Raw genomic sequence first — 13712 nt, 5'->3', positions numbered from 1 at the left:
GACGGCCGCCCGCACATCGGCGCCCGCGCCCGGGGTGACGAGCACTCCGGCGACGTCACTATACCCAACCCCGCTCGCGGGCGAGACGGACAGCGGTGTGCCGGTTCTCGGCGCCGAGTTTGGAGACGGCGGAGGAGAGGTAATTGCGGACGGTCCCCGGCGAGAGGGCGGCGCGCTCGGCGATCTCGGCCACCGGGGCGCCGTCGGCCGCGAGTTCCAGGACCTCGGTCTCGCGCTCGGTCAGCGGGGAGTCGCCGGCCGATATGGCGTAGGCGGCCAACTCCGGGTCCACATAGCGGTTTCCGGCGTGCACGGTGCGGATGATCTCGGCGAGGTGCTGTGCGCTGACCGTCTTGGGCACGAAGCCGCGGACCCCGGCAGCCAGGGCGCGCTTGAGGTGGCCGGGGCGGCCGTGGCTGGTCACGATCAGCACCTGGCAGTCGGGCAACTCGGTGCGCAGCGTGGCGGCGACGGCTACTCCGTCGGCGCCCGGCATCTGAAGGTCGAGCACGGCGACGTCCGGGGCGTGGGCGCGGGCCATGGCGAGGGCCTCGGGGCCCGAGGCGGCCTCGGCGACCACGACCAGGTCGTCCTCCAGGGTGAGGAGCGTGGTCAGGGCGCCGCGGATCAAATGCTCGTCGTCCGCGAGCAGCAGTCGAATGCACGTCATGACACCCTCCGCTCCGCCGCCCCGGCCCTGGCCTCCGGCACTTCGGCCCGCGCATCCGGATCCGGATCTCCGGCATGGGCGTGCGCGTGCGACGCCCCGGCTCGGGGTCCGGGAACTCCGGGCCGGGCCTCGGCGGGGCGGTGGTGTGTGCGGGGTACGACCGCCGTCACCCGGAAACGGCCGGCTTCTGCCGGACCCGCCTCCAGCGTTCCGCCGACCTCCGCCAGCCGCTCCCGGAGGCCCGCGAGACCCGTACCGCCGGAGGGCCCCGGCCGGGCAGGGGAGCGGTCGGGGCCGGGGACCGCGCTGGGGTCGGGGTCGGGCGCAGGGTGGGCAGGGGGCGGGGTGGCCGGAGCGGTGGGCATGGGGCGCCTCGGGGGTGGAGTGGTGCCGGAAAGGGGCTGGCCGGTGACGGGGTGGCCGGGGGCATGCCGGCTCTCGGCCGGGGCGCCGGTGGCTGGTCGGTCGTCCGCCGGGGTGCCGGGTGCGGCCTGGTTGTCCCCCGGGGTGCCGGGTGTGTGGTGGCCGTCGGCTGGCGCGCCAGGTGTGTGCTGGCCGGTGGCGGGAGCGTCCGCTGGTGGGCGGCTGCCCGCCGGGGAGCGGGTGGTGGTGGGCGCCGGGGCGCCGTCGTTCTCGATGGTGAGGGTGGTGTGGGTGGGGTGGTGGGTCAGGCTGACCGTGCAGCGGGTGGCGCTGCCGTGCCGCAGTACGTTCGTCGTCGCCTCCCGTACCACCCAGCCCAGCGCCGCCTGGACCGGCGCGGGCAGCGGGGCCGGGTCTCCGGTGATCGCGCAGGTGATGCCGGCCGCCCTCAGTACGCCCTGTGCGCCGGCGAGTTCGGTGGCGAGGTTGGCCTCGCGGTAGCCGTGCACCACGTCCCGCACTTCGCGGTGGCACTCCTGCGCGATGTGCTGGACCTCGAGCATCTGGTCCACGGCCTGGGGGTGCCCGCGCCGGGCGAGCTGGGTGGCCAGCTCGCTCTTCAGGGCGATGACGGCGAGGTTACGGCCGATCACGTCATGCAGGTCGCGCCCGAACCGCAGCCGCTCCTCGGCCACCGCCAGGTGGGCCCGGGCCTCGCGGGCGGCGTCGAGTTGGTAGACGGCGTCGAGGAGCCAGACGGAGAACACCGTCGCGAAGGTGAGAAAGCCTGCGGAGAGCAGGAGCACTCCGGCCAGGACCATGGCGGCGGGTCCGGGCATGCCGAGCGGGAAGGAGACCACGGCGGCGCTTGTGGCCCCGCTCGCCACCGCAATGAGTACCTTCCTGGTGTTCTTCAGGCCCAGGGCGAGGATGCCGATGCCGTAGGAGAGGACCCCGAGGTAGACCGTGGCTCCGGCGGTGAGACTGCCCCGGTCGGCGGGCCGCCAGTCGGTGCCGGTGAGCGGCAGGCACACGGTGGCGATCGCGACGGTGAGGAGTGTGAGCGCGCCGAACAGCCGGGCTGGGGGCAGTGGACGGAGGCCGCGCCTCCAGTCCAGGGCACGGGACGCCGTCACTCCGCAGAGCACCGCGTGGGCGAGCACCATGGCGAACAGGCACCAGGCCAGCTCCCTCCCCACCTGCCCGAACGGGGCGATACCGAAGCCGCAGACCTCCACCAGGCAGAGGAAGTGGAAGGACCACCGGGTGTAGCTCTCGACCTTCTGCGGTGTGCTCTTCGCACGCCAGTTGGTTGGCCGGTCGCCGCCCCTCTCGGGGCGATGATGGCCGGTTGCCCGCGGCGCGGCACTGCGCGCGTGCGTAGCGGCCACGGGCGTTGGTTGCTTGCCCGCTCGACACCCTCTCAGGGGCGATGAGGCCCACGAGGCCACCACTTTCCGCATGCCTGCCCTCCCCCTTGAGCCGGCCGGCCAGGCGCCCGGCTCAGCGTCGCGGCTCCCAGCGGAACCGCCGTCGTACAGCAAACACTCCTGCCGTGATCCAGGCCACCGCGATCACGAGCGCGCGGAGGGTTTCGCCCGCGGACAGGTCGCCGGTCCAGCCGCCGCGTATCAGGGTGAGTACCGGCGTCATCGGCAGCACCTGGCACACGGCCGCGAGCGGGTCGGGCATCACCTCCAGAGGGACCGAGAGACCGGAGCCGAGGAGCGAGAGAAACAGCACCGGCACGCCCGTGACCTGTGCACTTTCCGTCGTGCGGCTGACGCTTGCGGTGACGGCGGCCATCACCACACATATCGCGATCCCCAGCAGCAGCCCAGCGAGCGCCAGGTGGGGCGCGGGCGGCGCCGGCACGTGGAGCAGCACGGTGCAGGCGGCGGCCAGCAGGGTGCTCTGCGCGATGCCGATGGTGATGGCGGGCAGCGCGGCTCCCGCCAGGATCTCGCCGTCCCGCAGCTCACCGGTCCGCAGCCGCTTGAGCACCAGCTCCTCGCGGCGCGACACATACACGGTGAGCAGAGCGGCGTAGACCGCGAAGAGGAGGGAGAGGCCGATGGCGCTGGGCAGGACCATGGTGCCGGTGGTGAGGCCGACGCTCTTCAGGTCCATGCTGCTGGTGGCGGAGCGGATGCTCATCGGCAGCACCATCGGGACCACGACCACGCTGAACAGCGTGCCCTTGCTGCGACCGAGCAGGGTGAGTTCGGCGCGGGCGAGGGCGGCCATCCGCCCCGGTGCCGTGGACGGTTTTCCCCGCGCCGGCTCCGCCCCGCTCGGCGTCCCGGCCGTGGCGCTCACCTCGCCGGCTGTGGCGCTCATACCGCGGACTCCTTCCGCTTCCGTCTCCCGGCATCTCGTGCGGCGGCCGGTCCCGGCCCGCCGGTGTATCCATGGCCGCCGCCTCCTGCGTCGCCGTGCGCACCGGACTCCGCTCCCGCCTCGCGTGCTATGCCGAGGAAGACCTCCTCCAAAGACGCCGACCTGATGTCGAGCCCTGTCAGCTCGACGCCCGCCTGCTCGGCCCACACGAGCAGGCGGGTGGCGGCGCGCTGTAGCTCATGGGTGCGGAGCCGGAGCCTGCGGTCGCGCCCGGTACGCCGGCCATCGGTGGTACCCGTGCGCCGCGGCGTGCCGTCGGCTGCTGACGCCGCTCCGGACGTGGCCGGCGCGGCTCCCGATGCGGCCGCTCGCGCCCCGGCGTCCTGTCTCGCCCCGGGGCCGTCATGGCCGATCACTCCCAGGGAGGCGAGCGGCGGGAGGTCGCCCACCGTGTAGCCCTCGGGCAGCTCGAAGGAGATCTGCGAGGGCTGCCGGGCGACGACGTCGGAGAGCCTGCCGTGGGCCGCGATCCGGCCCTCGTGCAGGATCGCCAGCCGGTCGGCCAGCTCTTCCGCCTCTTCCAGGTAGTGGGTGGTGAGCAGCACGGTCGTCCCGGTGTCGCGCAGGGCGCGGACCAGCTGCCAGGTCTCGCGTCTGCCCTCGGCGTCGAGGCCGGTGGTGGGCTCGTCGAGGAAGAGGACCTCGGGGCGGCCCAGCAGGGCGAGCGCCAGGTCCAGGCGGCGCTTCTCGCCGCCGGAGAGCTGCTTGACCCGGACGTCTGACCTGCGGGTGAGGCCGACCGCCTCGAGTGCCTCGCCCATGGGGCGCGCGCCGCTGGTGCAGCCGGCCCACATCCGGACGGTCTCCGCGACCGTCAGCTCGGAGGGGAAGCCGCCTTCCTGGAGCATGACGCCGATCCTGGGGCGGATGGCGGCCCGCTGGGTGTACGGGTCGTGACCGAGCACGCGAATCCTGCCGCCGTCCGGCCGGGCGAGGCCTTCCAGCAGCTCGACGGTGGAGGTCTTGCCCGCGCCGTTGGTGCCGAGCAGGGCGAAGAGCTCGCCGCGTGCCACGGAGAAGGTGACTCCGCGCACCGCCTCGAAACGCCTCGCACCGCGCCTGGCTGGCCCGGGGCCGCCGGTGTAGGAGCGGCGCAGATCCGTGACGTCGATCACGGGCTCCTCGCCGTCCGTCACGCGCTCGTCGGTATCCATGCACCGAGCGTCGCCCAAGCCGCGACAGCTCGTCAGTGCGTCATGTCAGCGGATCAGATGACAGATGTCACGTTCCGCGGCCTCCCCGCACGTGTATGCCTTCGCCCAACGCCCCTGCCGTCTCGTCACACGACCACGCCGTTCGCCCGCCGCGCACGTTCTCTCGCCCCAGGTGCACGCTGCCCGTGGTAGCCGGGTGAGGACGATCCTCCCTGCCTGTCCCCTGCCTGTCGTGGCCGGGTGGGGCCGGACCGCCCTCCCCCGGGCGTGGAAGCGGTAATCCACCGAGCCCGGTCGACCCGCGGCACCGAGCCCGCCTGGCACCGAGCCCGTCCGCAGGGCCGAGCCCACCGGCGAATCCGGGCTCACGCACAAAGTCGTACCGTTGGCGGGCACTTGGCCGATGCCGCTTACGGATGCAACTGGTCACGCTTACGGATGCCACTGTCCGTTACGCGGATGCACTATGTGCGCAGACGAAGAAACCCCGGCCCACGAGGACCGGGGTTTCGCTGGAGCGGACGACGAGGCTCGAACTCGCGACCTCAACCTTGGCAAGGTTGCGCTCTACCAACTGAGCTACGTCCGCATTGCTCCCGACCGGCTCTCACCGATCGGTGCAGGCACCAGCCTACCTGATTCACCCGAGTGGTCGCCGACCACCCCGAGTGCTCGATGGATGATGCAGAGCGGGTGACAGGAATTGCACACTGCGCCTCCCCCTTGGAAAGGGGGTGTTCTGCTACTGAACTACACCCGCAAGGACGCTCCGAGGAAATCGCCCGGCCTTCCGGCCTTGTTCGCCCCTCGGCGTGCTCCAGACTCTAGCTGATCAGCGGGGGTGCCGCGCAAGTCGATTGCGGCAGACGCGCGATCGCCGCAACTCGGTGCCAGTGTCGGCCGGGTGGCGATTCGGCGCACGGCGCGGATGCCCGCGTGTGGCGGGCGGTCGCCGCGTCGGGCGGCTCCGGGCGGGCGCTTGGCGTGGGACCCCGAGAGAAGCTGCATGCCACATGCGCCACGTGCCTCCGCGGGGGCGGCGTCCACCGCGCCGCGGCCCACGGCGGGCACGGCGGGCACGGTGGACACGACGATCACACCCGTACCGACGATCACGCGCGTACCGCTGTGCGGCGACGAAACCCGGCCGACGTGCGCCCTCGGGCGGGCGTGGCGCCCGCCCGCCGCGGTACGGGGACGGCCGCAACGCCCGCGAACGGCCCCACGTCGACGACCACAGCCCGCCCGCGCCCACCGCGGCGCATCGCGGCTCACTGCGGCGCATCGCGGCCCACCGCGGCACCGACACCACGAGCGGGGCCGACCCGACGGCGATGACCGGCCACCCCGAGACGGCGATGACCGACCCGCCCCTCCCGAGACGGCAACCGACCCGCCCTCGCGAGACGGCGACGACCGACCCGCCCAGACGGCACCGAGCGGACCCCCGCACAGCAGAGGGCCCGCTCAAACGCCGAATGCCGATGCCGAGCGCACCGCGAGACACCCCGCGGCTTCGCGACCCGGTCGGTGCGCGCGGGCCGGCTCGCGCGCCCTGCGCCCGCCGGCCCGCGCCCGCGCCCTGCGCCCGCCGGCCCGCGCCCGGCGGATGCGAGCCCGCTGGCCCGCGCCCGCCGGCCCGCGCCCGCGATCACCCGCCCTAGTTCGCCGCCTCGAACGCCTCGTACACCTTCTTGGGGATCCGCCCGCGCGGCGGGACCTCCATCTTGTGCGACCTGGCCCAGGCGCGGACGGCCGCCGGGTCGGGGGTCAGCGAGGTGTACTTCAGCGCCTTGGCCGGTTTCCCGGCGCGCGCGGCGGCCTTGCGGCCGGCGTGCATGTACGGGGCCAGGGCCTTACGCAGTTTCTTGGCATTGGCTGGATTGAGGTCGATCTCGTACGACTTGCCGTCCAGGCCGAAGGCGATGGTTTCCGCTGCTTCGCCTCCGTCAATGTCGTCGTAGAGCCTGACCACAACACGCTGCGCCACGAATATCGGTCCCTTCGTGCGACATCACAGCCTTGACGTGCGGTGATGGCGACTGTCCGGCTACTTGGGGCAATGTATCGGCTAATGCCTTTTCCTTTGTACAGTGCTCGGCATTGAATTGGGAAGTCCGGGTAAAACCGTCAGCGTGTCCAGGTTCATTGTGGATCTGCGATTTTTCCCAGAATTTTTGGTGAAGCGGCGTCGCGGGCCGGGCCGGCGCCGGGCGGCGCGCAGCAGGTCAGACGCCTCGTCAGGGTGTGGGGGCGGCGTCCGGAAGAATGTGTGGGGCATCATGTTACCTGTGAGTAGCTAGGTTTCTACCCGCGTAGAAATTTTGTCCGGGTAGTCTGAAGGCGTTGCCTGCTCAGCCCCACACACCCGGGAGTGCCAGTGGCACGCGTCGTAGTCGACGTCATGCTCAAGCCCGAGATCCTCGACCCTCAGGGACAGGCCGTCCAGCGTGCGCTGCCGCGTCTCGGCTTCGAGGGCATCTCCGATGTCCGCCAGGGAAAGCGCTTCGAACTCGAAGTCGACGGCCCCGTCGACGACGCCGCGCTCGCCCGCATCCGGGAACTCGCGGAATCGTTCCTCGCCAACACCGTGATCGAGAACTTCGACGTCAAGGTCGAGGACGCGCCCGGCGCCGCCGCGAGCGCGGAGAGCGCACCGGCGGCCGCCGTGACCGCGGGGGCGGAGAAGTGACCGTGCGCCCGTCCGCCGCCGCCACCCCGGGCGACGGCCCCGGAGCCGCCCAGGACGAAGGCCTCGGCCGGAACGTCCGGATCGGCGTCGTCACCTTCCCCGGCAGCCTCGACGACCGGGACACCCAGCGCGCGGTCCGGCTCGCCGGTGCCGAGCCGGTGCCGCTCTGGCACAAGGACAGGAACCTGGGGCAGGTCGACGCGGTGGTCCTCCCGGGCGGCTTCTCCTACGGCGACTACCTCCGCGCCGGCTCGATCTCACGGTTCTCGCCGGTGATGGAGACGGTCGTCGAGCGGGCCAGGGAGGGCATGCCCGTCCTCGGCATCTGCAACGGCTTCCAGGTGCTCACCGAGGCCCACCTGCTGCCCGGCGCCATGCTCGGCAACGACCACCTGCACTTCATCTGCCGCGACCAGAAGCTGCGCGTGGAGAACGCCGGGACGGCCTGGACGACCGACTACGAGGCGGGCCAGGAGATCCACATCCCGCTGAAGAACATGGACGGGCGCTACGTCGCCGACGAGCGCACCCTCGACATGCTGGAGGCCGAGGGACGCGTCGTCTTCCGCTACGCCGGCCGTACCGGCGCCCCGAGCACCGGGCACACCGCCTACCCGCCCACCGCACAGGCCAGCCCGAACGGATCGCTGCGCCGCATCGCCGGCATCTGCAACGCCCAGGGCAACGTCGTCGGCCTGATGCCGCACCCGGAGCACGCCACGGACCCGCTCGTCGGCACCGGCCGCACCGACGGCCTCCCGTTCTTCACCTCGATCCTCAGGTCCGTCATGGAAGGCGCCCTCGCATGAGTCGCACCCCCTCAGGGGCGGGGTCCCCCGGCGCGGCCCCGTCGAAGCTGGACACCGTCGAGCACGCGGCGGCCACCCCCGACGTCGAGCAGCCCTGGGCCGAACTCGGCCTGAAGAAGGACGAGTACGAGCGCGTGCGCGAGGTGCTCGGCCGCCGGCCCACCGGCGCGGAGCTGGCCATGTACTCGGTGATGTGGTCCGAGCACTGCAGCTACAAGTCCTCCAAGAAGCACCTGCGCCAGTTCGGGGAGAAGGCCCCCCAGAGCGACGCCCTGCTGGTCGGCATAGGCGAGAACGCCGGTGTCGTCGACATCGGCCAGGGCTATGCCGTCACCTTCAAGGTGGAGTCCCACAACCACCCCTCCTATGTGGAGCCCTACCAGGGCGCGGCCACCGGTGTCGGCGGCATCGTCCGGGACATCATCGCGATGGGCGCCCGCCCGGTCGCCGTCGTCGACCCGCTGCGGTTCGGCGCCGCCGACCACCCCGACACCAAGCGGGTGCTGCCCGGCGTGGTCGCCGGCATCGGCGGGTACGGCAACTGCCTGGGCCTGCCCAACATCGGCGGCGAGACCGTCTTCGACGCCTGCTACCAGGGCAACCCGCTGGTGAACGCCGGGGCGATCGGCGTGATGCGGCACGAGGACATCCACCTCGCCAAGGCCTCCGGCGCCGGCAACAAGGTCATCCTCTACGGGGCCAGGACCGGCGGCGACGGCATCGGCGGCGCGTCGATCCTCGCCTCGGAGACGTTTGACGACGCAAAGCCCTCCAAGAGGCCCGCCGTCCAGGTCGGGGACCCCTTCCAGGAGAAGCTGCTCATCGAGTGCACCCTGGAGGCGTTCGCCGAGAAGCTGGTCGTCGGCATGCAGGACCTGGGGGCCGCGGGCCTGTCCTGCGCCACCAGCGAGCTCGCGTCCAACGGCTCCGGCGGCATGCGCGTCACCCTGGACGACGTTCCGCTGCGCGACTCCACGCTCTCGCCCGAGGAGATCCTCATGAGCGAGTCGCAGGAGCGGATGTGCGCGGTCGTGGAGCCCGACAAGGTGGACCGCTTCCTGGAGATCTGCGACAAGTGGGACGTGATCGCCACCGTCATCGGCGAGGTCACCGACGGTGACCGGCTGGAGATCTACTGGCACGGCGAGAAGATCGTCGACGTCGATGCCCGCACCGTCGCCCACGAGGGCCCGGTCTACGACCGCCCCTACCGCCGCCCCCAGTGGCAGGACGCCCTCCAGGCGGACGACGCGAACGCGCTCCCCAGGCCGGCCGACTCCGCGGAGCTGCGCGCCCAGGTCCTGAAGCTGGTCGGCTCGCCGAACCAGGCCTCCAAGGCGTGGATCACCTCCCAGTACGACCGTTTCGTGCAGGGCAACACCGTGCTGGCGCAGCCCGAGGACTCCGGGATGCTTCGGGTCGACGAGGAGACCGGTCTGGGCATCGCCCTCGCCACCGACGGGAACGGCCGGTACACCAAGCTCGACCCGTACACCGGTGCGCAGCTCGCGCTCGCCGAGGCGTACCGCAATGTGGCGACGACCGGTGCCCGGCCGCTGGCCGTCTCCGACTGCCTGAACTTCGGCTCGCCGGAGGACCCCGCTGTCATGTGGCAGTTCACGGAGGCGATCCGCGGCCTCGCGGACGGCTGCCAGGTGCTGGGCACGCCGGTCACCGGCGGCAATGTCTCGCTCTACAACCAGACGGGTGAGGCGGCCATCCACCCGACGCCCGTGATCGCCGTCCTCGGTGTCATCGACGACGTCGCGTGCAGGACGCCGTCCGCGTTCGCCACGGAGGGGCAGCAGCTGTACCTGCTCGGCGACACCGCCGAGGAGTTCGGCGGCTCCGCGTGGTCCCAGGTCGTCCACGACCACCTCGGCGGGCTGCCGCCGAAGGTGGACCTGGAGAGGGAGCGGCTGCTCGCCGAGGTCCTGATCGCCGCCTCCAGGGACGGCATGATCGACGCGGCGCACGACCTCTCCGACGGCGGCCTGATCCAGGCGGTCACCGAGTCCTGCCTGCGGGGTGGCCACGGGGCGCGCCTGGTGGTGCCGGACGGGCTCTCCGCGTTCACGTTCCTGTTCTCGGAGTCTGCGGGCCGTGCGGTGGTCGCCGTGCCGCGCTCCGAGGAGGTCAGGTTCACCGACATGTGCGGCGCGCGCGGGTTGCCCGCCACGCGGATCGGGGTCGTGGACGGGGACGCGGTCGAGGTGCAGGGCGAGTTCAGCGTGCCGCTCGGTGAGCTGCGGGACGTGTACGAGGGCACGATTCCGGCGCTCCTCGCCTAGGCCTGGGCGGGGGCTCTGCGGGCTCCCGCGGGGCTCTGCGGGCTCCCGCCCGGTTGTGCCGGGGCCGCGGTCCGGGGCGGTTTTCCGCTGGCCCCGGGCCCCGGGCCCCGGGCTCTGCGGGTGGTTTCCGCGCCCCTGTGGCGGAGCACGCATCGACACGGCCCCGCGCCCCTGTCGGAGGTCCTGCCCCTTGCTGTCGTGGATCGACTGCTGGTGCGTCGTGGTTGTTCGCGCAGTTCCCCGCGCCCCTTTTCGTCCTGCCCCTTGCCGTCGTGGATCGACCGCCGGCTCGTTGTGGTTGCGCGCGCAGTTCCCCGCGCCCCTGAGGGGGCATCCTGACCGCTCCGGCAGGGGTGGCCCCGGAAGGGGCGCGGGGAACTGCGCGACCGGCCCGGACGATGCCCGCACATCGCCACCGGCCCGGAGGGGCAGCCCCTGCCGTACCGGGGCCACCGAGCCGAAGAGGTGCGGGGCGCGGCCCCGAGAGGTGCGGGGCGCGGCCCCAAGATGCGCAGGACGGCGGCCCAGAGGCGCGGGCCGGCTGTCGCGTCGAGGGCACCGGGGCCGGTCTCGATATTCGGTGCCGGGCCCCACCCCGGCACCGTAAGCTCGGCGGCATGACGGCAACGGGGAAACGGCGGCGCCAGTACGATCCCGCGAAGGCGCGGGCGGCCGTGCGCGCCCAGTTCGGGCTGGTGCACGAGGCCGTGCGGGGCCTCACGGAGGAGCAGCTGGCGGGCCCGACGGCGCTCGGCGAGTGGACCGTACGTGATCTCGTCGCCCACCTGACCCTCGCGCCGAACGCGATCGTGCGCGGCCTGGACGCCCCGGAGCCCGCCAAGCAGGAGACGAACGTCACAGACTGGGCGCTCGGCACGTCGGCCAGGGCCGCCGCCGTCGACGAGGGCACCCGCGCCCACGCCGCCGCCCACCCCGACCTGCTCGCGCTCTACGAGGAGACGGCGGCCCGGTTCGCCGACCGGATGGAGGCCGCCGGAGCCGAGCGCCTCGTCACCACCAACGCCGGCGCCATGAACCTCACGGACTACCTGGTCACCAGGGCCGTCGAGCTGGTGGTGCACACCGACGACCTGAACCGCGCCGCCGGCCTCGGCATCCCGCTCGACCGCCGGGCACTGGCCGCCACCACCCGGCTGCTGGCCGACGCGCTCGCCGCCAAGGCCCCGGGCGGCGCCACGGAGGTGCGGATCCCGCCGTTCGCCGTCGTCCAGTGCGTCGCGGGACCCCGGCACACCCGTGGCACCCCGCCCAGCGTCGTCGAGACCGACCCGCTCACCTGGATACGCCTCGCCACCGGCCGCGCGCAGTGGCGCACGGAGCTCGCCGAGGCCAGGATCAGCGCCAGCGGCGAACGCTCCGACCTCGCGGATCTGCTTCCGGTGATGAGCTGAACGAGGCCCACGACCGGGAAACCGGACCCCGCCGAGACGGACGCCGGACCGGGGAGGTCACGACCCTCGCCGGGCCGGCCGGCGAGGCGGGCGCCGGACCAAGGCACCGCCGGGAGTGAGGCACCGCCGGGAGTGAGGCACGACCGGACCGTGGCCCTCGAGGCCCACGACGGCCCACGACGGCCCACGACGGCCCACGACGGCCCACGACGGCCCACGACGGCCCACGACGGCCCCCGCGTCACCCGCTCGTCACCCTCCGTATAGCATGGGGGCCCCTCCCGCATCCCCAATTCGGACCAGTGGTCGATCTCGCCTACACTCGGTTGCGTGCCACGTGGTGACGGACGACTCAGCCACGACCTGCTCCCCGGTGAGAAGGGCCCCCAGGACGCGTGTGGCGTCTTCGGTGTCTGGGCCCCGGGCGAAGAGGTCGCCAAGCTCACGTACTTCGGGCTCTACGCCCTCCAGCATCGGGGCCAGGAATCCGCGGGTATCGCGGTCAGCAACGGCTCCCAGATCCTCGTCTTCAAGGACATGGGCCTGGTCTCCCAGGTCTTCGACGAGACCTCCCTCAGCTCCCTTCAGGGCCATATCGCGGTCGGACACACCCGGTACTCCACCACCGGCGCCTCGGTGTGGGAGAACTCACAGCCGACGTTCCGGGCCACCGGCTACGGTTCCATCGCCCTCGGCCACAACGGCAACCTGGTCAACACGGCCGAGCTCGCCGGGATGGTCGCCGACCTCCCCAAGGAGAACGGCCACACCCCCCGGGTCTCCGCGACCAACGACACGGACCTGATCACCTCCCTGCTCGCCAACCAGGTGGACGACGAGGAGCAGCCGCTCACCGTCGAGGCCGCGGCCGTGAAGGTGCTGCCGGCGGTCAAGGGCGCCTTCTCCCTCGCCTTCATGGACGAGCACACGCTGTACGCGGCGCGGGACCCGCAGGGCATGCGCCCGCTCGTGCTCGGCCGCCTGGAGCGCGGCTGGGTGGTCGCCTCGGAGACCGCCGCGCTGGACATCTGCGGCGCCAGCTTCGTCCGCGAGATCGAGCCGGGCGAGTTCGTCGCCATCGACGAGAACGGCCTGCGCTCCACCCGCTTCGCGGAAGCGAAGCCCAAGGGCTGTGTCTTCGAGTACGTCTACCTGGCCCGCCCGGACACCGACATCGCCGGCCGGAACGTCTACCTCAGCCGGGTCGAGATGGGCCGCACGCTCGCCCGCGAGGCCCCGGCGGAGGCCGACCTCGTCATAGCCACCCCCGAGTCCGGCACCCCGGCCGCCATCGGGTACGCCGAGGAGTCCGGCATCCCGTTCGGCAGCGGTCTGGTGAAGAACGCCTACGTCGGCCGCACCTTCATCCAGCCGTCCCAGACCATCCGGCAGCTCGGCATCCGGCTGAAGCTGAACCCGCTGCGCGAGGTCATCAAGGGCAAGCGGCTGGTCGTCGTGGACGACTCCATCGTGCGCGGCAACACCCAGCGCGCGCTGGTGAAGATGCTGCGCGAGGCGGGCGCCGCCGAGGTGCACGTCAGGATCTCCTCGCCGCCGGTGAAGTGGCCGTGCTTCTTCGGCATCGACTTCGCCACCCGCGCCGAGCTGATCGCCAACGGCATGTCGATCGACGAGATCGGCAAGTCGCTGGGCGCCGACTCCCTCTCGTACATCTCCATCGACGGCATGATCGCGGCCACCACCATCCCCAAGGGGAACCTCTGCCGGGCCTGCTTCGACGGCGAGTACCCGATGGACCTGCCCGACCCGGAGCTGCTCGGCAAGCAGCTGCTGGAGACCGAGCTGGCCGCGGGCCCCGCGGCCACCGCGGCCACGGAGGCGCTGCGCCGCCCGTAGCGCCCCGCCCGCCGGCGGCCCCGCACGGCCCACCGTGCCACCTGGGCCATCCGCCGCCCCTGGC

The 13712-nt window shown here is 72.5% G+C and carries 10 protein-coding genes and 2 tRNA genes; 5 read left to right on the top strand and 7 right to left on the bottom strand.

What is annotated here, in order from left to right:
* Positions 1-58: 58 nt before the first annotated feature.
* The 7 genes from ACSMXW_RS16450 to ACSMXW_RS16420 form a co-directional block, all read right to left on the bottom strand.
* Positions 59-670, bottom strand: coding sequence for a response regulator (locus ACSMXW_RS16450; protein ID WP_485807275.1), 612 nt, complete (start codon positions 668-670; stop codon positions 59-61).
* The gene (locus ACSMXW_RS16445) at positions 667-2424 is read right to left on the bottom strand and encodes a histidine kinase (protein ID WP_485807274.1); all 1758 of its coding nucleotides are present in this window, start codon (positions 2422-2424) and stop codon (positions 667-669) included. Before ACSMXW_RS16445 ends, ACSMXW_RS16450 begins: the two co-directional genes overlap by 4 nt.
* 112 nt (positions 2425-2536) lie before the next feature.
* Positions 2537-3373, bottom strand: a complete 837-nt coding sequence (locus ACSMXW_RS16440; protein ID WP_485807272.1) for an ABC transporter permease — start codon at positions 3371-3373, stop codon at positions 2537-2539.
* Positions 3370-4587: an ABC transporter ATP-binding protein gene (locus tag ACSMXW_RS16435; protein ID WP_485807270.1), complete on the bottom strand. Its 1218-nt coding sequence runs from the start codon at positions 4585-4587 to the stop codon at positions 3370-3372. The genes ACSMXW_RS16440 and ACSMXW_RS16435 overlap by 4 nt, the downstream gene beginning before the upstream one ends.
* Before the next feature lie 513 nt (positions 4588-5100).
* Positions 5101-5176: transfer RNA gene (locus ACSMXW_RS16430), tRNA-Gly, on the bottom strand.
* Between the two features lie 99 nt (positions 5177-5275).
* A tRNA-Gly gene (locus ACSMXW_RS16425) sits at positions 5276-5347 on the bottom strand.
* A gap of 900 nt (positions 5348-6247) precedes the next feature.
* Complete coding sequence (locus ACSMXW_RS16420; protein WP_485807268.1) at positions 6248-6577, bottom strand: histone-like nucleoid-structuring protein Lsr2; 330 nt, start codon at positions 6575-6577, stop codon at positions 6248-6250.
* A 390-nt stretch (positions 6578-6967) separates the two neighbouring features.
* Between ACSMXW_RS16420 and purS the strand changes: the two genes are divergently transcribed.
* The 5 genes from purS to purF all read left to right on the top strand — a co-directional run bounded on the left by purS (position 6968) and on the right by purF (position 13648).
* Positions 6968-7279, top strand: coding sequence for a phosphoribosylformylglycinamidine synthase subunit PurS (gene purS, locus ACSMXW_RS16415; RefSeq protein ID WP_485807267.1), 312 nt, complete (start codon positions 6968-6970; stop codon positions 7277-7279).
* A gap of 80 nt (positions 7280-7359) precedes the next feature.
* Positions 7360-8088 carry a phosphoribosylformylglycinamidine synthase subunit PurQ gene (gene purQ / locus ACSMXW_RS16410; protein WP_485808090.1) on the top strand — a complete coding sequence of 243 codons (729 nt, stop codon included), beginning with the start codon at positions 7360-7362 and terminating at the stop codon, positions 8086-8088.
* On the top strand, positions 8085-10379 hold the full coding sequence (gene purL / locus ACSMXW_RS16405) for a phosphoribosylformylglycinamidine synthase subunit PurL (protein ID WP_485807266.1): 2295 nt from the start codon (positions 8085-8087) through the stop codon (positions 10377-10379). Before purQ ends, purL begins: the two co-directional genes overlap by 4 nt.
* A 617-nt stretch (positions 10380-10996) precedes the next feature.
* Complete coding sequence (locus ACSMXW_RS16400) at positions 10997-11791, top strand: maleylpyruvate isomerase family mycothiol-dependent enzyme (RefSeq protein WP_485807264.1); 795 nt, start codon at positions 10997-10999, stop codon at positions 11789-11791.
* Between the two features lie 330 nt (positions 11792-12121).
* Positions 12122-13648, top strand: coding sequence for an amidophosphoribosyltransferase (purF, locus tag ACSMXW_RS16395; protein ID WP_485807263.1), 1527 nt, complete (start codon positions 12122-12124; stop codon positions 13646-13648).
* The last annotated feature ends 64 nt before the right edge of the window (positions 13649-13712 follow it).

It is taken from the genome of Streptomyces sp. DSM 116793 (assembly GCF_057320905.1).
Note: the sequence above shows the minus strand (reverse complement) of the source record. Positions and strands in the feature narration are given on the sequence as shown.